At 47.2% G+C, this 19,340-nt stretch carries 20 protein-coding genes; 15 read left to right on the forward strand and 5 right to left on the reverse strand.

The genetic code is table 11. The features are described from left to right. The first annotated feature begins 25 nt into the window (after positions 1 to 25). Both IEX98_RS01425 and IEX98_RS01430 read left to right on the forward strand, forming a co-directional pair. Complete coding sequence (locus tag IEX98_RS01425) at positions 26 to 382, forward strand: hypothetical protein (protein ID WP_188887155.1); 357 nt, start codon at positions 26 to 28, stop codon at positions 380 to 382. Positions 383 to 447: 65 nt separating this feature from the next. Then, positions 448 to 729 (forward strand): hypothetical protein, encoded by a 282-nt coding sequence (locus IEX98_RS01430; protein WP_188887156.1) that lies wholly within the window; start codon positions 448 to 450, stop codon positions 727 to 729. A 37-nt stretch (positions 730 to 766) separates the two neighbouring features. On the opposite strand, the gene IEX98_RS01435 is transcribed toward IEX98_RS01430, so the two are convergent. Then, on the reverse strand, positions 767 to 1,159 hold the full coding sequence (locus tag IEX98_RS01435) for an NUDIX domain-containing protein (RefSeq protein WP_188887157.1): 393 nt from the start codon (positions 1,157 to 1,159) through the stop codon (positions 767 to 769). A 230-nt stretch (positions 1,160 to 1,389) separates the two neighbouring features. After that, entirely contained in the window at positions 1,390 to 1,551 is a 162-nt protein-coding gene (locus IEX98_RS01440; RefSeq protein WP_188887158.1) for a hypothetical protein, read from the reverse strand. A 106-nt stretch (positions 1,552 to 1,657) separates the two neighbouring features. Between IEX98_RS01440 and IEX98_RS01445 the strand changes: the two genes are divergently transcribed. The 5 genes from IEX98_RS01445 (at position 1,658) to IEX98_RS01465 (ending at position 6,871) form a co-directional block, all read left to right on the forward strand. Further along, the gene (locus IEX98_RS01445) at positions 1,658 to 3,079 is read left to right on the forward strand and encodes an MDR family MFS transporter (RefSeq protein WP_188887925.1); all 1,422 of its coding nucleotides are present in this window, start codon (positions 1,658 to 1,660) and stop codon (positions 3,077 to 3,079) included. Positions 3,080 to 3,190: 111 nt separating this feature from the next. Then, on the forward strand, positions 3,191 to 4,381 hold the full coding sequence (locus IEX98_RS01450; RefSeq protein ID WP_188887159.1) for an FAD-dependent oxidoreductase: 1,191 nt from the start codon (positions 3,191 to 3,193) through the stop codon (positions 4,379 to 4,381). A gap of 40 nt (positions 4,382 to 4,421) precedes the next feature. Further along, positions 4,422 to 5,102: a TetR/AcrR family transcriptional regulator gene (locus IEX98_RS01455; protein ID WP_188887160.1), complete on the forward strand. Its 681-nt coding sequence runs from the start codon at positions 4,422 to 4,424 to the stop codon at positions 5,100 to 5,102. 316 nt (positions 5,103 to 5,418) lie between these two features. Continuing rightward, positions 5,419 to 5,691: a CD3324 family protein gene (locus IEX98_RS01460; protein WP_188887161.1), complete on the forward strand. Its 273-nt coding sequence runs from the start codon at positions 5,419 to 5,421 to the stop codon at positions 5,689 to 5,691. A gap of 208 nt (positions 5,692 to 5,899) precedes the next feature. Beyond that, positions 5,900 to 6,871: an alpha/beta hydrolase gene (locus tag IEX98_RS01465; protein WP_188887162.1), complete on the forward strand. Its 972-nt coding sequence runs from the start codon at positions 5,900 to 5,902 to the stop codon at positions 6,869 to 6,871. Positions 6,872 to 6,945: 74 nt separating this feature from the next. Here IEX98_RS01465 and IEX98_RS01470 read toward each other — a convergent pair whose 3' ends face one another. After that, positions 6,946 to 7,509 carry a GNAT family N-acetyltransferase gene (locus IEX98_RS01470; RefSeq protein ID WP_188887163.1) on the reverse strand — a complete coding sequence of 188 codons (564 nt, stop codon included), beginning with the start codon at positions 7,507 to 7,509 and terminating at the stop codon, positions 6,946 to 6,948. Between the two features lie 136 nt (positions 7,510 to 7,645). On the opposite strand from IEX98_RS01470, the gene IEX98_RS01475 reads away from it, so the two are divergent. Both IEX98_RS01475 and IEX98_RS01480 read left to right on the forward strand, forming a co-directional pair. Then, entirely contained in the window at positions 7,646 to 8,662 is a 1,017-nt protein-coding gene (locus tag IEX98_RS01475) for an ATP-binding cassette domain-containing protein (RefSeq protein ID WP_188887164.1), read from the forward strand. Continuing rightward, positions 8,659 to 9,474 carry an ABC transporter permease gene (locus IEX98_RS01480; RefSeq protein ID WP_188887165.1) on the forward strand — a complete coding sequence of 272 codons (816 nt, stop codon included), beginning with the start codon at positions 8,659 to 8,661 and terminating at the stop codon, positions 9,472 to 9,474. The genes IEX98_RS01475 and IEX98_RS01480 overlap by 4 nt, the downstream gene beginning before the upstream one ends. 80 nt (positions 9,475 to 9,554) lie before the next feature. Here the strand turns inward: IEX98_RS01480 and IEX98_RS01485 are convergent, their stop codons facing one another. Beyond that, a complete protein-coding gene (locus IEX98_RS01485; protein ID WP_188887166.1) occupies positions 9,555 to 11,018 on the reverse strand; it encodes an MFS transporter in 1,464 nt (487 codons plus the stop codon). 148 nt (positions 11,019 to 11,166) lie between these two features. Here IEX98_RS01485 and IEX98_RS01490 point away from each other — a divergent pair, with 148 nt between their 5' ends. From IEX98_RS01490 to IEX98_RS01510, 5 genes are all read left to right on the forward strand, one after another. After that, positions 11,167 to 12,816: a helix-turn-helix domain-containing protein gene (locus tag IEX98_RS01490; protein ID WP_229691986.1), complete on the forward strand. Its 1,650-nt coding sequence runs from the start codon at positions 11,167 to 11,169 to the stop codon at positions 12,814 to 12,816. A gap of 132 nt (positions 12,817 to 12,948) precedes the next feature. Beyond that, complete coding sequence (locus IEX98_RS01495; RefSeq protein ID WP_188887168.1) at positions 12,949 to 13,911, forward strand: iron-hydroxamate ABC transporter substrate-binding protein; 963 nt, start codon at positions 12,949 to 12,951, stop codon at positions 13,909 to 13,911. Positions 13,912 to 13,925: 14 nt separating this feature from the next. Next, entirely contained in the window at positions 13,926 to 14,933 is a 1,008-nt protein-coding gene (locus IEX98_RS01500) for a FecCD family ABC transporter permease (protein ID WP_188887169.1), read from the forward strand. Next, the gene (locus IEX98_RS01505) at positions 14,930 to 15,943 is read left to right on the forward strand and encodes a FecCD family ABC transporter permease (protein WP_188887170.1); all 1,014 of its coding nucleotides are present in this window, start codon (positions 14,930 to 14,932) and stop codon (positions 15,941 to 15,943) included. Before IEX98_RS01500 ends, IEX98_RS01505 begins: the two co-directional genes overlap by 4 nt. Before the next feature lie 213 nt (positions 15,944 to 16,156). After that, positions 16,157 to 17,689 carry an MDR family MFS transporter gene (locus IEX98_RS01510; protein ID WP_374705305.1) on the forward strand — a complete coding sequence of 511 codons (1,533 nt, stop codon included), beginning with the start codon at positions 16,157 to 16,159 and terminating at the stop codon, positions 17,687 to 17,689. A gap of 63 nt (positions 17,690 to 17,752) precedes the next feature. On the opposite strand, the gene IEX98_RS01515 is transcribed toward IEX98_RS01510, so the two are convergent. Then, complete coding sequence (locus IEX98_RS01515; protein ID WP_188887171.1) at positions 17,753 to 18,739, reverse strand: oxidoreductase; 987 nt, start codon at positions 18,737 to 18,739, stop codon at positions 17,753 to 17,755. Between the two features lie 149 nt (positions 18,740 to 18,888). On the opposite strand from IEX98_RS01515, the gene IEX98_RS01520 reads away from it, so the two are divergent. Next, positions 18,889 to 19,326 (forward strand): Lrp/AsnC family transcriptional regulator, encoded by a 438-nt coding sequence (locus IEX98_RS01520; RefSeq protein WP_188887172.1) that lies wholly within the window; start codon positions 18,889 to 18,891, stop codon positions 19,324 to 19,326. The last annotated feature ends 14 nt before the right edge of the window (positions 19,327 to 19,340 follow it).

The following is a 19,340-nucleotide window of genomic DNA, read 5'->3' on the forward strand; positions in this document are numbered from 1 at the left end:
ATAGCATGAAAGGAGGGGATTACAAATGAAGGGTTGGTTTAGAAGGTTTTCTGTCTCGTTAGCCTTATTGTCAATTATGAACGTGGGGGGAGCGACGGCTTTAAGTTCAAATATAAATAATTCCGGATTGACAGCATTTAATCAGGGAGAGACGGCTATCACGAATACTTCGGGAGCGGATCCTGATTTTGATCCTAAAGCAGCTGTTGGGGAAGATGTGTTGAAGCAATTGAAGCAAGCAAGCCCTGATGCTGTCTTGTCTCGAAATCCATCAACAGGCGAAACCATTGTTACGGATAGGAAACCGGTCCGGCCGGTAAACTCGTTGGGCACCGAGCTCTCCACGCCTTCTAGTCTCGATTCTGCCGATGAACGGCACTAATTCGCGGGTTATAAGAAATCCTCGAAAAGACTCACAATGAAATCAAATATTTAAAGGAGCGTCTAATGATAAATGCATATAAAAGATGTGTGATCGTTCTCTTGATAATTGTTGCATTATTTATGTTCTGGAATTCTTTTCGTTCTTCAACAATGGAAGTCGTTATAATTCAGAAAGTAAGTAAAAATGAAATAACTATAAAAAATTTAGGTGATAGAGTAAGAACAATAAAAGTACCAATCGATATTTCAAAACTGGTAGAAGAGAATAAACAATATGCAATTTCATATGACAAACGAATACTTGATAATTATAGAATCAACTACATATCTGCACAATTACCTTAAACAATAATAAATAGCGCATCAGAAAAGAACATTTAATTTATTTCAAATACAGGTCGTATTTCATGTATTTATTATTAGTTTCGATGGCTTTATTAACCTTCGACAATCCAGCTGCAGAAGAGCTGTTTTTATAGTTTAACAACACTTCTTTTGTGAGACTTACCACCATAGGGTCAAGAAGAACTTCCTCAATTGGTCTAAATTGAACGGCTGAAACCTCTGCGTCAACTGATCCTATTGTTTCTGATACGAGTTCCATTTCAAATATAAAATATACGCTTTGCTCCAGTCCGGTTTGAGCTTGTCTCACACCTGATCTAACGCCAAGAAGCCTTTTAGGTATCGACTCCACACCTGCTTCCTCTTTCACTTCTCTTACTGCTGCTTCTTCAATGGTTTCCCCTTCTTCAACATAACCGCCTGGCAGCATCCACTGATCCTTATTTGCGCCATAAGTGGTTATTCAAATTACCTATAGTTGATCCAATCCGAATATTTTCAAACAACACAACGAACATAGTTCTTTACGAACGGTGTTCGTTGTGATATAAATGAGAGGTAGAAGTTATGAATGTGAATATGAAGGAGGCCGATAATCCGCAATAGAGATAACGAACCAACTTCGCAAAATAGCGAAGCTAACTTCGTTCGGCGATGGATTTACAAATAGCTGCACGCCGACAGCGAAGCGATTTTCGCTATTGGAGAAGCAAGGTTCACGAAGAGCGAAGATAGCTTCGCTCCAATAGCAGGCAAGTACTGCAAAGGCTGGATTAGCGAAGGAAGGTTCGTAATAAAGCGAATCTGGTTCGTTCGACGCACAAGCATACACCCGAGTGGCGAAGTACCCTCGCAAATTTAGCTAAGCTTTTCGTTCATGCAGGTTCATGCAGATACTTATAAAGAAAAGAGGTCTTGTCGTTTGAGTATGCAAGCTCAAAACGCTCCATCTGAGTTTTCGCTGAAAAAGATTATGCCGATCCTTCTGGCCGTGGCTACGGGTATGTTCTTAATTATTTTGGATAGCACCATTATGAATGTCGCAGTTCCCAAATTAGTGGATACCTTTCATTCTGATCTGGGTACGATTCAATGGGTGATTACGGCTTACACCTTGGCACTTTCAGCGGTCATACCGCTTGCAGGATGGTTTTCGGAACGATTCTCAGCGAAGCGCATGTTTCTCGTAAGCATTGTATTGTTCGTTATTGCATCTATGCTTTGTGCGCTGTCGCAGACGCCGGAGCAAATGATTATTTTTCGTATACTGCAAGCCCTAGGCGGCGGAATGGTTGCTCCTATCGGTATTGCGATGGTATTCAAGGCTTCGCCTCCCGACAAACGCGGTTCCGTGATGGGGATTCTCGGCATTCCGATGCTGCTGGCGCCAATTCTTGGTCCGATCCTGTCGGGCTGGCTGATTGAATTTATTAATTGGCACTGGATATTTCTCATTAACTTTCCAGTAGGCATTCTCGCCTTTGCAATGGCGTGGCGCTTCCTGCCAGCCTCCAAGCCAAGCAAAGGAATGAAGCTTGATGTTCCAGGTGCAATATTGGCACCCATCGCTTTTGCTTCATTAGTTTTCACCGTTCACCAAGCCGGTGAGAAGGGCTGGATGGACGAATGGACACTGGGATCTTTGGCTCTAGGCATTGTTGCTTTGCTGCTGTTCATCTGGAATGAGCTCAAGCAAAAGCATCCGCTTCTTGAGCTCAGGGTATTCCGCTCCAAAGCCTTTACACATGGCATCATTTTAGCTTGGATGAACCAAATTGCTCTGTTTGGAAGCATACTGTTGTTCATCCTTTATTTACAGCAGGTGAAAGGGCTTTCGCCGTTGGAGGCTGGGCTATACGTGATTCCCCAGGCGATCCTATCTACGATCGGGATTAATGTTGGGGGCAAACTTTTCGACCGATATGGCGTTCGTCCGGTTGCACTCATCGGTATTTTATCTTTAACAGGCGCACTGTTCGCCTTAACGCATATTACGGCCAGCACGAGCGCATTTTATATCATGTGCAGCTTCGCTTTTGTCGGGCTTGGTCAAGGTTTAACGATGATGCAGATTAATACGCATGTGCTGAAATCCGCTCCGATCGAGCTTGTACACCGGGTGACACCGATTACGACCTCAGCGCAGCAGATCATGTCTTCATTCGGTGTAACGATTACAGCCGCGTACCTGACTCATCAACTTCGGAATTTGCCTGAAAATCATACCGCTGAGCAATTGGGACAATCTTTCGGTCATACGTTCTGGATCACGTTATCCTTTGCGGTCATTGCTTTGGTGCTTAGTCTGTTTTTGAAAAAATCACAGTCTTCTTCCAAAAAGCTTTCCTGACAGATCGTCAATTAGAAGAAGTATGCGATTTATTTTTATCATTAACGAACAGTGTTCTTAAAGAACGGTGTTCAGAAAAACAAATTACATGGATGAAGGAGATGCATTTCTATGACAACAAGAGCTCAAGAACAAAAACGAATTGCGATTATCGGAGCTGGACCAGGCGGATTGACATTGGCTTTGCTTCTGCAGCGTTACGGGATTCCAACCGTTATTTATGAACGGGAACAGCAAGACCAGAGCCATACAAGAGGCGGTACGTTGGATATTCATGAGGAATCCGGCCAAAAAGCGCTTAAAGAAGCAGGGTTGTATGAGGAGTTCCAAGCTCTAGCCCGCTATGAGGAAGAGGATTTCCGTATCGTCGATAAAACCGGAAAGATTTATATTGATGAAGAACCGCAACCAGAACAGCTGGAAGCAGCACAAACAGGCGGACGTCCAGAGATTGACCGGGGTGTTCTATGCGATCTGCTGCTGCAGGCGATCAACCCTGGTACAATCAAGTACGGGTATAAGCTTGAAAAGGCAGTTTCGCTGGAAAATGGCATGACCGAGCTTCACTTTGACAATGGTGCTGTCGAAACGGCTCATCTATTGATTGGCGCAGATGGCGCCTTTTCTCGAGTGCGTCCGTTGCTGACGGATATCGATGTCGAGTATTCAGGTCTCACTATGCTTGAGTTAAACATACTGGATGCAGCGGAAAAGCATCCTGAATTGGCAGCCTTCAACAAACGCGGCAAAATGTTTGCACTAGATGACAATAAAGGCATTCTTGGCCAGCTCAATGGAGATGGACGAATTAAAGTATATGCCAGCTTTAAGGCGGAAAGAAGCTGGCTGGAGACAAGCGGGATCTCATTCGATCAGCCCCAAGAAGCCAAGGAGCAACTGCTGGAGATTTTCCAGGATTGGGATGAGCAGCTTAAAGATTATATTCGTTTCGCCGAGGATGCCATCCTGCCAAGACGTATTTACATGCTTCCTATCGGCTTCAAATGGGATCGTAATCCTGGTGTTACGCTAATTGGGGATGCGGCTCACGTCATGTCGCCTTTCGCGGGAGAGGGTGTCAATATGGCCATGTTTGATGCCTTGAAACTAGCGCTTGCTCTTGCCCGGAATACTGATGATTTTGGCAAAGCGATTGGTGAATATGAAGAAGTAATGTATCAGTTTTCCGCTGAGAAGGCCAGGGAATCCGATGATAGCTTGCAGCTCACCTTCGGAGATGATGCCGCTGCCAAGCTTGCTGAGATGATGAATACGATTTATGAGCAATTCGCTCAGCAATAAAGATGTTGAATTTCTCACTGCGCTATATTATAAAGAGAATATGAACAATACAAATCGGGTTATCGTTAGTCGTCGGGACCGTCCGGCCAAAGATCCTCTAAGCCGTGAACTTATCGTGAGAACCGCCTATGAATTACTGAAGGAACAAGGCTTGGCAGGCATGAGCATGCGCAAAGTGGCCAAAGCTTTAGATACAGGGCCATCTTCGTTGTACGTTTACGTTAATAATTTGGAAGAATTAAATTCATATGTATTGGATTCCGGGTTAGGTGAACTGGTACTGCCGGATTCCGGGGAAGGCTCATGGAAGGATCGATTATTCGGAGCGTTGAACTCGTATTTCCTTCTATTGATCGAGAACCCGGGTCTTGCGGAAATTTCATTTTCCACGATTCCGCGAGGCGACAAGTATATGGAGTTAATCGAATACATTCTAGCTGCCTTGCATGAGGGCGGAGTCAGCCCGAAATCTGCAGCTTGGGGAGTAGATCTGCTGCTGCTGTATGTGACTTCGATAGCTTTCGAGAAGCATACCTGGAGGAAGAATGGGACGATGCAACCGTTAGATATCAAAGAAACGTTTAAAAATGCAGACCCTATTCGTTTCCCTTTCATTCGCAGTCTGAATGAGCAAATGTTCTCCGAAGGAACGGAACTTCAGGAACGGTTCAGGTGGGGGCTGGAAGCGACTTTGCAAGGTATTCAATTAAACAACAAGTAATAAGAAGCTAATAGGTTCGAGCATGAAAACAACTGATTTCGGTCAGTTGTTTTTTTGTTGTGAATTAAGCCTCCTTCACAATCCTTCGTCCGGAATTATGATATAATTTGATAATCAAAAAGGGGGTGCTTACTGATGGAGAATCTCTCAAGATTGTCTGGTACTTCTTCCACTCATGCAAAGCCTATTATTAGAAAAGCTATACTTTGCATGGGGCGAAACGTTCTACTATAGCGCTGAACGAACAAACAAGCTTTCCTAATCGTTTGGCTTTGCACCTTATTTTTAAATGTTCAAAATAAGGGAGCGGGCAAAATTGAAATATACGAATGCATCAAAGGTTTTACCGGAAGAGCTAATCATGGAAATCCAGAAATATATTCAAGGGGAGACCCTTTACATCCCTAAGCAGCAAACGGAATATAAAGATTGGGGCAGCTTGAGCGGCGGGAGACGGTTGCTCGATCAACGGAATACCGCTATTCGAAATGCCTTTCTAAATCATAGTAATAGTATCGAAGAATTGGCCCGGGCATATTTCCTTTCGGCTGACACCATCAAAAGAATTGTTTATTCGCATAAAAAGTAAGGAACGACACTGGTGAGCTTTTTTCATCAGTGTTTTTTATGTCAATTATGATTCTAAGTCATCTTTATCCTATTAGGGGGATATTGAATGATTTAAGATAGAAGTGTGACGGAGGCGGACTTGTGACGCGATCGCCCCTGGAATAAAACAAACGGGAACATGCAAATAATGAAGGTGGATTCAACATGAGAGTGAGGAAACGATAACGATGAGTGATCAGCAAAGCAGAAGCAGACATCTGATTGATCCGGAAATTATGAGTGCAGTCGATTTAATACCTACAACCGATCTTACCTATTCCAAGTTAATTGAATCACGCGAAAATCAATCAAAGATGATGCCGCAAATCGATATAACGGAGAAGTTTCCGGTTACCTTTGAAGAAAAGGCTGTACCCAGCTATTTTGGCGGTCCTGCTATTCGAATAGAAATCATTAAGCCTAAGCAGTCCAAGTATGATAAAATGCCTCTTTATTATTCGATTCACGGCGGCGGAATGGTCATGGGAAGTCCGGTCGGCGAACGTATGAGCAATGCAGCGCTTGCGGTCCAGCATGGTTTTTGTTGCGTATCGGTCTATTATCGCCTAGCGCCGGAGCATGTTCAGCCTAGTCAGCTGCAGGACTGCTATTCAGGACTGAAATGGTGTATCGAACATGCAGAGGAATTAGGAATCGATAAGCAGAAGGTCGCCCTTGCAGGCAGCAGCGCTGGTGCCGGATTAGCGGCTGGCGTAGCCTTATACATCCGTGATCAGAAGGAATTCGATATTCAGCATCTGCGGCTTATAAGACCAATGCTGGATGACCGTACGAGTGCAGCGCCGGATCATCCCTATGCGGGCGAGTTTATTTGGAACAACCGAAGCAATTATTTTGGCTGGAAATCGGTATTAGGTCATGAACCTGGTCAAGAAGAGGTAAGTGAGTATTACGTGCCTGCACGTGCAAAATCATTGGCGGGATTGCCGCCGACCTATATCAATATAGGTACCGTTGATTTATTTATTGATGAAGCTCTGCTGTTTACAAAACAATTGGCCTTCGACGGCGTCTTAGTAGAGCTGCATGTGTACCCGGGGTATCATCATTTATCGCCAATGTTCCCGAACGCCCATTATTCGAAAGAAGGAGCAGAATCAAGCGAGCATGCATTATTGAAAGCTTTGGAGCTGCTTTAACCTTCAGATATTCAAGTCAAATCGACAGTTATAAAAATGAGCCTTGGGGAAAAATCCCCAGGGCTTTTTATTTTTTAATTACGAATGACTGCATAGATACACGTATCTCTTAATTCAGAGCCGTCAACCGATAAATCTTCATTCTTTAAAATACCTTCTAGCGTAAATCCTAATCTCTCTGGAATTGCCCGGCTTTTAACATTCAGCGAATCACAGCGTATTTCAAGTCTGCGGGCGTCTAACTCATTAAATGCAAAGGAAACGATGCCTTCAACGGCTTCAGTCATGATCCCGTTTCCGCTATGACGAGTATCGAGCCAGTAACCGATTTCGAATTTTGGAATATCCCAATTGGGGTTATGCAGACCTGAAGAACCTACAAGCTGGCCAGTTTCTTTCATAAAAATGAGCAGCCGTAAGTCTTCCCGCGCCAGAAATTTTACATGGGCTTCTCTAATGTTAGCCTCTGTATCGAATTCGTTTTGCTCCTTCTGCATAAAAGGCAGCCAGCGTTTTAACTCTGTTTCGGATGCTTGCAGCGATTCATACACAAGCTTCCCGTCACCAGGTTTCGGTATTCGTAGTAATAATCTTTCCGTCATAAACTCAGTAGGAAAATCGAATAGCAGCGGATTCAATCGTAAATCCCCCTTCATTTTGCTTTTCCATATCCTAACATCGAACTCGGATGGATGTCTATTAGCGGTCGTTTAAATTCAGTTTAAAAAGCGGAGTTAGGATGACATTAAATTCAGAAATATTGGAGGAATTGCAATGGGGCAAATTCAGACGAAGAGAATAGATCCAAACAATGGAGACTGGGCTGTTGAGGCGCATGGCCTTGTGAAAGTGTTTGGCGACAATCGAGCAGTTGATGGCGTTGACTTAAACGTGAAGGCCGGCTCGATCTACGGCGTGCTGGGGCCAAATGGCGCCGGGAAGACGACGACAATCCGGATGCTCGCTACTTTGCTCCGGCCGGATGCTGGAAAGGCGAAAATATTCGGGCATGATGTGGAGAAGGAGTCGCAAATCGTCCGTCAATTGATCGGCGTGACCGGACAATATGCTTCGGTAGATGAGTCGCTTAGCGCCACTGAAAATCTGGTCATTTTCTCCCGGCTGCTGGGACTAGGACGCGCAGAGGCGAAGCGCAAGGCAGCCGATCTGCTAGAGGAATTTGGTTTGTCCGAGGCGGCGAAGCGGCCGCTTCGCAATTTCTCCGGCGGCATGCGGAGGAGGCTGGACTTGGCTTCAAGTCTCATTGCGCAGCCCCCGCTCATCTTCCTGGATGAGCCGACTACAGGTCTTGACCCGCGCACACGTTCACAGATGTGGGATACGATACGCCGTCTGGTAAGAACAGGGTCAACCGTACTGCTCACTACGCAATATCTCGAAGAAGCCGATCAATTGGCTGATCGGATCGCCGTTATCGACCGGGGGATAGTCGTGGCTGAAGGAACGGTAGATGAATTAAAGTCATCGGTCGGAACTTCATCGCTCCATCTAAGCGTCCAGCATCCGCTGCATATCGAGAAAGCTCGTCAGATTGTGGAGCAAGTGCTGCAAATCCAATCTGTCGTATCGCCCGAAGCGGGGAAAATTACGGCGCCAATGGCCAACGCAGACCTCGTTACGGATCTGCTTATCGCCTTGCGGGCGGCTGGTATTCCACTGGCTGAGATGAGCGTTCAGAAACCAACCCTTGATGAAGTATTTCTATCCATTACAGGCCATGGCGCCTCGGATGCGCCGGCATCCCGTGAGAAGGAGGAAGCAACAGTATGAACAGCACACAAGTGAATGCGGCAACCGGCCGCAAATTGAAAAACCATACGAGTTTCGGCCAGACGGTGCGCAATTCATTGACGATGGCTTATCGAGGGATACTGAAGATTCGGCGTACGCCGGAGCAGTTGTTCGACGTTACGCTCCAACCAATCATTTTCACTTTAATGTTCACCTATATTTTTGGCGGGGCCATCTCTGGGGATGTCATAAGCTATTTGCCGGTCATTATTCCAGGTATTCTTGTACAGACGGTTATTACGACTTCTATCGTTACCGGTGTTCAACTGCGTGAGGATATGGATAAAGGGGTATTCGACCGGTTCAAGTCACTTCCCATTGCGCGTATCGCACCGCTCGCCGGAGCTTTGCTGGCGGATACCATCCGGTATACGATTGCAACGGTGCTGACGTTTGGCATGGGATACATGATGGGCTACCGTCCTGAAGGCGGCCTTGGCTACGTGGCGATTGCAGCGCTTCTTGTCATACTCTGCTCCTGGTCGATTAGCTGGATCTTCGCCTTTTTCGGTGTCATCGCCCGTACAGCCTCCAGCGTACAAGGCATCTCGATGATTGTGTTATTCCCGCTCACATTCTTGTCCAACGCTTTCGTGCCCGTCGACACGATGCCGAATTGGCTTCAATGGTTCGTAAACATTAATCCGATCTCGCATCTCGTTACGGCGGTAAGGGAATTGACCAATTCCGGAATCGTAGGCTGGGATTTAGGTATCTCTCTTATCGGAGCTGCAGTTATTGTAGCGATCTTTGCTCCGATTACGGTTCGCGCTTATATGCGCCGGACGTAGACTTACGAGTTTGAGTTTGAAAATCAAACAAATCAGCCCCATCCATATTATGGATGGGGCTGATTTGTTATACAATCGTGCTAGCCGTTATTCAACACCTGTTTTCTCTGTCTGCTAAGAACAGCGATGACAGCGAACAGCAGGAGTACGATACCGGTAAATCTGAAGCCCTCAGTGATGCCCAGAGACAACCAGCCTAATACAGAAGATCCTGCAACGACGCCTAGCGAGAAGAAGGCGTAGAAGTAACCGTAAGCTTTGCCGCGAAGCTCGGCTGGAACAGCTTGAATAAGCAGCGTATTGATAGACGGAAATAAGAAGGCAAAGCCGACGCCGTAAAGTCCAAGTACGATGTACAGCGTTAATGTCGTCGTGGACTGGCCAATCAGCAGTTGACTGATACCCATCAGGCCGATACCGATCGCCATCGTCCAGGAGGAAGCGACACGGTCAAAGATGCGGTTCGTCGGAAGGACAAAGATCAGTACGGCAATGATACCGAACGTGCTCATTAGGGTGCCGCTTAATCTCGAATCATAGCCGAGTGTCTGAATATGCAAAGGCAGTAAATAGGCGATGACGCCTTGCGAGAACATTAAGAAAAAAGCGCCGCTATAAGCTTTAATTACACCGGAATTGAATAAGGAAGCTGATGATGGCACGGAAGCAGATTCCGCTTCTTTTTTCGGTATCTTATACTTGCTGAGAAAAATAGCCGACAGAATGGCGAGTGCCAGCCCAAGCGTGGCTACGCATGTAAACACGAAAGGAACAGATGTCTTGCTTGCCATGATTCCGCTGAATGCAGGGCCGATAATGGCGGCAAGTCCTACAAACGTACCGGTAAAAGCAACTTTTTTCCCCTGTTCATCCTTCTTCGTCGTATTCGCAGAGAAAGTAAACGCGGCCGGAACGATTAAGCCGGCGACAAAGCCATGCAAAATTCGAACGAAGATTAAGAAGGATGGCTCCTCCACGAATTGATAGAGCAGCAGAGCGCCGCTGGATAACAGCAAACCGGCCATCAAAATTTTGAACGGTCCGATTTTGTCGGTCAAAATGCCGGATAAAATATTGCCGATCGTATTGGACAACGAATAGAGCCCAATGACAAAACCTACAATAAAAGAGCTGGCGCCGATCGATGCGGCGAATGTGCTCATTACCGGCAGCTGTGAAAATAAATCAAAAAAAGAAAAGAATACGATACTATACACGAGCAGGCCATAGTTGAATGGCTTTATCGAATAGCGAGATTGTGCCTTCTTGAGCTGCCAGTCCAGCAGAAAGTTGCCGAATGGGACGAAAGCGGCGGCAACCGCTGCCGCAGGCCAAAGCAGGCTCCAATTCACTCGTAGGGCTGCATAGAGGATCGTAAGCGCATATAAACTGAATATGCCTCCGTGAATACTTCCGACAATGGTGACTGCTTGCTCGATGCCCCAAACATATTTCAAAGGCATAGCGATGCCAAGCAAAACTAATAATGAAATGCCGTCTAAAAGTCCAGTAATGCGTAAAAGGTAGATGGGATGTGCCCGCACTTGAGATGCTCCTAATTTATATTTTAACCAGCCAGTCCTGAAAAGGGCCGACTTATCCATTATAATAGAGGAAAACATTCTGTGCACCCTTATCCGGTCTTTAGACAATTCACACTTTATTATTATGGAGGCTTTGGTTGTGAAAAACATGATTGTCTCGGAATGGGAGGAGTCCCACTTTCCATTATATACAGCTGACAGTATTCAATCGGTTTACAGTACCTCGAACCGCCCGCTGCATCACATTCATGAGCGCTTATCGGTACTGATTGCAATCGTCAGCGGCAAAGGCAGTCTGAAGACGAATGATCAAATGTATGAGCTGACGGAAGGCAGCGTTATCTTGCTCCCGGCGCACAGCGAGGCGGAGCTGACCGCTAATTCTACGCATCCGCTTCATGCGTACAAGCTTGTCATCCATGCACGGGAGCGGGAAAGCTCCCTGCCTGCGGGAGCCATGATGCAGAAAAGCGAAGCGGCTTCCAATTCCGTTGTTTATTTTTTCCCGAATGAACCGGCAATTGTCGCTAACGTAGAAGAACTATATGTCCATCGTCTGCCAGAAAACGAAATCCGCCATGTACAAAATCAAATCGTATTCCATCAGATCATTTTACAATTGCTTCAGGGGCAGGGTGCTAAGTATGCAGCAAGCGAGCAGCCCTCTATGGAACGAAGCATTGCATATTTGGAGAACCACTTCAGTGAGAAAATAACGCGTGAGCAATTAGCCGAAATCGCGGGCGTAAGCCGGTCGCATTATTCGATCCTTTTCAAACAAATGACCGGCTTCTCCCCAAGCGATTATTTGTCGCGGCTTCGTGTTCATCGCGCTAAGGAGCTATTGATTAGCGGATCGGGAACGCTAAGGGAAATTGCATTGAAAGTCGGCTATAAGGATGAATTTTATTTGAGCCGCCGATTCAAGCAGCAGACCGGAGCAGCGCCTTCAGGCTACAATCGCGGAAAGTTCGAGCGTATAGCTGTACTGCTCTCGCCTTATGCCAGTCATTTGCTGCTGCTTGGGCTGGAGCCGGCTATCATCATCTCGGACAGCAGCGAATACGTGAACACGTCGGATTTGCAGCCGCCGCAGTCGATCACCTTTATCAACATTAATTGTTCCATTGAACAGGTGAAATCGTTACTGCTTGAAGCTGATATTGAATTGATCATCGGGGCTCAGGAGCATTTGGATTTATCCGGCTTTCAGGCGGAGCATTTACGGGCTATAGCACCTGTTGCGGAAGTATCCTGGATGGATATGGGCTGGAAAGAGCATCTTCGTATTATCGCCCAGATCATTCAACGGCAAGAGCGGGCGGAGCGATGGCTGGCGGAATTCGAGTTAGAGGAACAGGCGGCTCGTTCACTGGTGGGGCAAAGCAAGGCAGCGAATGAAACGATAACGATACTTGTCATTAAGCCGGACCAATTATTCATTTATGGCAATCGCAATTTCGGCTATGTCATCTATCAATCCCTTGGACTGAAGCCGCCGGTAAAGGTCAAGCAGCAGATGGACATGCTTGGGGACCGGTTTCATTCCATACCTATTGATCTGTCTGAGCTTGCAGGATACGCCGGGGACCGGATGCTAGTCATTATTTTTCCCGATATTAAAGGCTCAATCGAACACTCCGAAGCGATATTCAAGTCGGTTTATTGGGAGGAGCTTCGGTCTGTACAGCAGGGCAATGTGCATGTACTCGATTTGGACGAGTGGATTCCCTACAACCCCATATCCATTCGTTTACAGCTGCAGCGAGCCGTCGATTTATTTACAGCCAATCAATAGTACAAGTCAATTTTCAAACAATAAGGCATGGCTCGACGAAGAGGCTATCCCTATAATTGTGATAGGAAATGAAAATGATAATTATTTTCATCGCTAAAACAAGGGACAATAGAAAAGGGAGAGACTCATCGTATGAAAAAGCTTGCCGTTCCATTTATTCTGGTTTTTGTTATTCTTTTGAGCGCTTGCGGCGCCAATCAAGCGAACAAATCTAATAATGATGCGAATTCTGCATCCACACCTGCACCGACAGAAGCGGCATCCCCGTCTAGTGAAGCTGCTACATTTACTTATCAATCGGAGACAGGACCTGTTGAAGTTCCGACTAATCCGCAGCGTGTCGTCGTTATCACCCGGTTTTTGACTGGTAACGTAATGGCGCTCGGCGTACCGGTAGTTGGCGTTGACGAAATGTCCAAAGAAAACCCGAATTTCAAAGACAAGCTGGCTAATGTCGAAGCAGTTACGGATGAAAGCCTGGAGAAAATCCTCGAGCTGGAACCGGATCTGATCATCGGCCTTGACGGCATTAAAAACATCGATAAACTGAAGCAAATCGCGCCTACTGTTACTTACACGTACGGCAAAGTCGACTTCTTTACCCAGCAGTTGGAGATTGGCAAGCTGTTGAATAAGGAAAAAGAAGCACAGGCTTGGATTGATGATTTCGATGCTCGTACGAAAAAAGCAGGCGAAGAGATTAAAGCGAAGATCGGTGCGGACGCGACAGTGTCGGTTATCGAGACATTTAATAAACAGCTTTATGTGTACGGAGACAACTTTGGCCGCGGCACGGAAATCCTTTATCAGCAATTTGGCCTGAAAATGCCGGAAACCGTGAAGGAAGCAACGAAGACTGACGGTTATTTAGCTTTATCGACGGAAGTTCTGAAGGATTACTCCGGCGACTATGTGATCTTCAGTAAAAATGCAGAGGAAGACAACTCCTTCCAAAACACCGAGACATACAAAAGCATCACTGCTGTGAAAAATAATCATGTCTATGAAGCCGATGCTAAAGCATTCTACTTCAACGATCCAATTAGCATGGAATTCCAGCTCGAATTTTTCATTAAAAGCTTTCTTGGCCAATAAAAGAAGCGTGTCCAATGAATAACAAACGTAACCGGGTACCAATAACGTACAAATGGATGGGCTTCGTGCTTTTGTTCATCCTTTGCTTCATTCTGTCGATGTTATTCGGTGCCGCAAACACGTCGTTTCATGATTTATGGCTAGCTGTGACATCCACGTCGAAGGAAGAGAATGCGCTCCTTCTTCGTGAAATCCGGCTGCCCCGCGAGCTGGCCGCGATTCTGATCGGTGCCGCTTTTGCGGTATCCGGAGCGATCATGCAGGGGGTCACCCGAAATCCGCTGGCGGATCCAGGCTTGCTGGGCTTGACCTCCGGCGCCAATATGGCGCTTGCTGTCGCTTTCGTATTTTTCCCGGGACTGAACAACTTCGCTATCATGATTGCTTGTTTCTTCGGTGCTGCAGTGGGAGCCGCCTTGGTTCTCCTGCTGGGCTCGACGCGAGGGGGACGCTTGTCCCCGATTCGCATTATTTTGGCAGGTGCGGCTGTATCCGGTTTTCTCTATGCGATTTCGGATGCCGTCAGCCTTACTTTCAAAATATCGAAAGACGTAAGCATGTGGACGGCCGGAGGCCTGATCGGCACGACTTGGCCGCAGCTTCAGACGATTGCGCCTGTTATTATTGTCGGAATTATCGCTGCGCTAATTCTATCGAATCAAGTAGGCATTCTAAGCTTGAGTGACGATGTGGCGATTGGTCTTGGACAGAAGCTGGTCGTTATCAAAGCCATTCTCTTCATCATCGTTGTCGTTCTTACGGGAGCATCGGTCGCTCTAGTAGGCAATATGGCGTTTGTTGGTCTCATGATCCCGCATATTGTACGCCGCTTCGTCGGCAGCGATTACCGGCATATTCTCGCTTTCTCCGCTTTGGTCGGGGGAACGTTTATGCTGCTGGCCGACACGCTGGGCCGTACAATTCATGCGCATCATGAAACACCGGTAGCTGCGATCGTAGCGATGCTGGGCTTGCCTTTCTTCCTGTTTGTCGTAAGTAAAGGGGGAAAAACATTCTCATGACGTTATCCTCGCTTATCCGCAAACAGCGTCTGATTCTGCTGATTTGTCTGGGATTGATTGTGGTTACAGCTGTAGCCAGCATGAGCATCGGTCATTCTCCGGTGCGCTTGAACCGGCTCATTCCGATATTTCTAGGCGAAGGCACCTTCAAAGAGGAATTCGTGTTGTTCTCGGTCCGGCTGCCGCGGATTATAATTACCTTTTTGTCAGGCATGGCGCTTGCGTTGTCAGGTTCTATCCTGCAGAGCGTCACACGCAATGATCTGGCTGATCCCGGTATCATCGGTATTAACTCCGGAGCAGGAGTGGCAATCGCCGTCTTTTTCCTTTACTTCCCGATTGATGTCGGATCATTCGCTTACGTGCTGCCGCTCGTTGCATTTGCCGGCGCTTTGATTACGGCGGTATTGATCTACTTCTTCTCGTTCAGCCGAATAAACGGCCTTAATCCGATTCGGCTCGTGCTCGTCGGGGTTGGCTTCTCTACGGCTCTGTCGGGAGTGATGATCGTCATTATCTCTTCGGCAGAACGTTCCAAGGTCGACTTTATCGCGAAATGGATTGCAGGCAACATATGGGGATCGGACTGGCCGTTTATTTGGGCGCTGCTCCCGTGGCTGATCCTGCTCATTCCGTTTACGTTGTTCAAAGCACAGCGTCTTAATCTGCTTTCGCTGAGCGAAGAGTCGGCGATTGGCGTAGGCGTGAGACTCGAACGGGAGCGTCTTGTATTGATTATGGCCGCGGTTGCCGCTGCCGCATCGGCCGTATCGGTGACGGGAGGAATCGCGTTTATCGGATTAATGGCTCCGCATATTGCCAAGGCGCTTGTAGGGCCGCGCAATCAGCTGTTCATCCCTGTGGCTGTGCTGCTTGGCGGCTGGCTGCTGCTGTTCGCAGATACAGTTGGCCGGAATCTCGTCGATCCGGACGGAGTGCCGGCTGGCATTATGGTGTCGCTGATCGGCGGTCCATACTTTGTCTATTTGCTGCTGAAAAAGAAGAAGTAGACGTTTATGAAAATAAACGCCCTCGCACGTATCCGAAAACCGGGTACGGGCGAGGGCGTTTTGCTATTTCACCATATAGAGTCCTGATTTCATCTTATTATCGGTAGAATGGTTTCTAATGAAATACATAAATTGGATAAAGGGAAGTTCATTGCATAACAGACGACGCAGCTTCAGCTTCAGACAGTCATACTTGAAAGACGGAGGGACGAGATGAAGATGGCAAAACGAAATCATATGGGTGTTATTATCGGGGGATTGCTGCTGGCTATCCTGATGGCATCGATGGATAACATCATTGTAGCCACCTCAATTGGTACAATCGTTGGCGACTTGGGCGGCTTTGATAAATTAATGTGGGTCACTTCATCTTACATAGTAGCAGAAATGGCCGGCATGCCGATTTTCGGCAAACTATCGGATATGTACGGGCGGAAACGATTTTTCATATTCGGCATTCTTGTCTTTATGGGCGGCTCAGCGCTATGCGGGACAGCGAATTCGATCGTTGAATTGAGCATTTACCGCGGGATTCAGGGGCTGGGCGGCGGAGCGCTCATGCCGATTGCATTTACGATTATGTTCGATGTCGTTCCTGTACACAAACGCGGCAAGATGGGCGGTTTATTCGGCGCGGTATTTGGTCTCTCCAGCTTATTCGGTCCGCTTCTTGGCGCTTATATTACAGACTATATTCATTGGTCCTGGATTTTCTATATCAACTTGCCTTTAGGCCTTATTGCTTTCATTATGATTGCTTTCTTTTACAAGGAGTCTGTCATCAATTCGAAGCAAAAAATCGATTACTTCGGTGCACTTGTACTGGTGGCTTCGATCGTCTGTTTAATGTTCGCGCTGGAGCTTGGCGGGAAGCAATATGCTTGGGATTCCAGCATTATCTTAGGTTTGTTCGCCGCGTTTGCCGTGCTCATTACCGGGTTCGTATTCATTGAGCGGCGGGCAGAGGAGCCGATTATTACCTTTGGCATGTTCAAGAACAGACTATATGCGACGAGCAACATTATGGCGATGTTCGCAGGCGCGGCGTTCATTACGGCATCGATCTATATCCCGATCTTCGTGCAAGGCGTTCTGGGCGGATCGGCCACCAATTCAGCGCTTGTGCTGCTGCCGATGATGCTCGGCTCGGTTGCGACGGCTGCAGGCGGGGGGCTGTTGATGACTAAGTTCAAATATCGGACGATGATGATCCCGACCTTGGCGCTGCTTGTCGTAGGCATTGGACTCTTGACTACGCTCACGAGCGGTTCGTCGCGTTTTATCGTAACGGTCTTCATGGTTTTGGTCGGTCTCGGAATCGGCGCATCGTTCTCCGTATTGAGCAGCGCCGCCATTCATGGGTTCAGCACGCGGCAGCGCGGTTCCGCAAGTTCTACGCTTAACTTCATGAGGGCGCTGGGGATGGCGCTTGGCATTACCGTATACGGCATGATTCAAAGCCATCTGTTCCGAAATAAACTGGCTTCCCAATTCACCGGGGGCAGTGCCGAGCTGGCGGAAGGGCTTGATCTGAGCGATCCCCGTAAAATATTAACGCCGGAAACAAGGGAGCTTATTCCTGCCTCGATTTTGGATAAAATAACGGATGCACTCAGCTCCTCCGTCGTTCAAACGTTTGCTTGGGCGCTGATTCCATCTGTCATTGCCTTGATAGCCGCCTTCGCTATGAGCAAAGAAAAGCTGGACCCGTCAGCCGAACAGGAACCATATTCGGCTTCGCATTAGATATGAAGCAGGGGCGAAGGATGCTGGCATCCGTTCGCCCCTGGTTATCGGTTTAATCCACTATCATTTCGCCGCCAGCTGCAATAAATGCTCCGCAAAATCCGGGTCGTCCAGAAGCGGCCGTCCGATAGCGATACAATCAGCTAATTGATCTTGAAGGATATGGTTAGCCAGACTTTGCGAGTAAATTTTGCCGACTGCGATGACCGGAATTTGAACATGCTGTTTGATCGCAGCCGCTTGAGGCAGCTGATATGCAGTATAGACGTCGGCAGGAGGGATGGAGAGGTTGCCTCCTGTCGACACATGGATAGCATCCAACTCCGATTCGAGCGGCTTTACTATTCGTGCCCATTCCTCAGGAGTTAGCCCGCCTTCGTAATAGTCGGTTGCTGAAATTCGAATAATGAGCGGATAATCGCTGCCTACTTCCCCTCTGATGGCCGTAAGCACTTCTTTTAAGAACCTCGCTCTATTTTCGGAGCTGCCGCCATAGTCATCCAACCGCGTATTTGATAATGGCGATACGAATTGGTGAATCAGAAAACCGTGCGCCGCATGAATTTCAATGCCGTCAAATCCCGCTGCTACGCTCCGTTTTGCCGCAAGACGATACTCCTCTATAATTTGATGAATGCCTGCGAGAGACAAGGGCTCGGGAGTGCCATAGTGTTCGTCGAAAGCGATAGCGCTTGGTGCAACTAACGAGTCCGTAACCTCGGGAGCAGATTTCCTGCCGCCATGCGACAGCTGAATGAAGACAGGGGTCTGATGGACGTGGACGGCCTCCGTAATTTTCTTTAAATACTTTACGTGCGCGTCTGTGAAGATTCCGATATCGTTGCTCCATAGACGTCCGTTCGAGGAAATAGCAGTGGATTCTACAATAACGAGCCCTACATGCTTGGCCCTTCGGCCATAGTGCTCCACATGGTGATCCGTGGCAAACGCCTCAAGCGTACCTTTATATTGCTGCATAGGCGCCATGATGAGCCGGTTTTTTAATTGCAAGCCTCCTATCGAAATAGGGGTCCTTAAAGTTAATGTCATAATCGCATTCTCCTTTACGAGTGAATAGTGACATTTTAGGATGAATATCCTGTAAATTACATAGATTTAATGAGGTATAATGGATTCATAAGTTTATTTATTACGTTCTATAGCTTCATGAACCTTAAATGATAAGGCGGTATTGTGAAATGGACCAAATTGATTCCAAAATTCTGAACTTGATGCATGAAAATGCCCGTATCCCCATCTCCGAGATGAGCAGATTGATTGCGATGTCTCAGCCGGCTGTTACGGAAAGAGTCCGGAAATTAGAGGAGCAAGGCATTATTACAGCTTACCGGGCGCAGCTTTCTCCTTCAAAGCTGGGTAAAAACACGACTGCCTTCGTGTTGTTCAAAACGGGCAGCTGCAATGATTTTGCTGCTTTCGGAGAAGCATCTCCAGAAATTATCGATCTCTACCGGATTAGCGGTGAATATAACTTTCTGATGAAGGTGGTAACGGAAACGACCCAGACGTTAGCAGCCTTTCTCGATTCCTGCAATGTGTATGGATTCTCGACAACCTTAATTGTGCTCTCCACGGCATTCGAGGATAAAAGCCTGGTGATAGACCAGCATAGTTGAAATTCCGCTATACA

Source organism: Paenibacillus radicis (ex Gao et al. 2016) (assembly GCF_014641555.1).
Taxonomy (GTDB): Bacteria; Bacillota; Bacilli; order Paenibacillales; family Paenibacillaceae; genus Pristimantibacillus; species Pristimantibacillus radicis.

What these genes read in the sequence shown, in the direction of transcription:
- IEX98_RS01515 (WP_188887171.1), bottom strand. Translation starts at nt 18,739, where the DNA reads ATGACATTAACTTTAAGGACCCCTATTTCGATAGGAGGCTTGCAATTA.
- IEX98_RS01475 (WP_188887164.1), top strand. Translation starts at nt 7,646, where the DNA reads ATGGGGCAAATTCAGACGAAGAGAATAGATCCAAACAATGGAGACTGG.
- IEX98_RS01510 (WP_374705305.1), top strand. Translation starts at nt 16,157, where the DNA reads ATGAAGATGGCAAAACGAAATCATATGGGTGTTATTATCGGGGGATTG.
- IEX98_RS01505 (WP_188887170.1), top strand. Translation starts at nt 14,930, where the DNA reads ATGACGTTATCCTCGCTTATCCGCAAACAGCGTCTGATTCTGCTGATT.
- IEX98_RS01450 (WP_188887159.1), top strand. Translation starts at nt 3,191, where the DNA reads ATGACAACAAGAGCTCAAGAACAAAAACGAATTGCGATTATCGGAGCT.
- IEX98_RS01435 (WP_188887157.1), bottom strand. Translation starts at nt 1,159, where the DNA reads ATGCTGCCAGGCGGTTATGTTGAAGAAGGGGAAACCATTGAAGAAGCA.
- IEX98_RS01430 (WP_188887156.1), top strand. Translation starts at nt 448, where the DNA reads ATGATAAATGCATATAAAAGATGTGTGATCGTTCTCTTGATAATTGTT.
- IEX98_RS01465 (WP_188887162.1), top strand. Translation starts at nt 5,900, where the DNA reads ATGAGTGATCAGCAAAGCAGAAGCAGACATCTGATTGATCCGGAAATT.
- IEX98_RS01445 (WP_188887925.1), top strand. Translation starts at nt 1,658, where the DNA reads ATGCAAGCTCAAAACGCTCCATCTGAGTTTTCGCTGAAAAAGATTATG.
- IEX98_RS01455 (WP_188887160.1), top strand. Translation starts at nt 4,422, where the DNA reads ATGAACAATACAAATCGGGTTATCGTTAGTCGTCGGGACCGTCCGGCC.
- IEX98_RS01495 (WP_188887168.1), top strand. Translation starts at nt 12,949, where the DNA reads ATGAAAAAGCTTGCCGTTCCATTTATTCTGGTTTTTGTTATTCTTTTG.
- IEX98_RS01480 (WP_188887165.1), top strand. Translation starts at nt 8,659, where the DNA reads ATGAACAGCACACAAGTGAATGCGGCAACCGGCCGCAAATTGAAAAAC.
- IEX98_RS01500 (WP_188887169.1), top strand. Translation starts at nt 13,926, where the DNA reads ATGAATAACAAACGTAACCGGGTACCAATAACGTACAAATGGATGGGC.
- IEX98_RS01425 (WP_188887155.1), top strand. Translation starts at nt 26, where the DNA reads ATGAAGGGTTGGTTTAGAAGGTTTTCTGTCTCGTTAGCCTTATTGTCA.
- IEX98_RS01520 (WP_188887172.1), top strand. Translation starts at nt 18,889, where the DNA reads ATGGACCAAATTGATTCCAAAATTCTGAACTTGATGCATGAAAATGCC.
- IEX98_RS01490 (WP_229691986.1), top strand. Translation starts at nt 11,167, where the DNA reads ATGATTGTCTCGGAATGGGAGGAGTCCCACTTTCCATTATATACAGCT.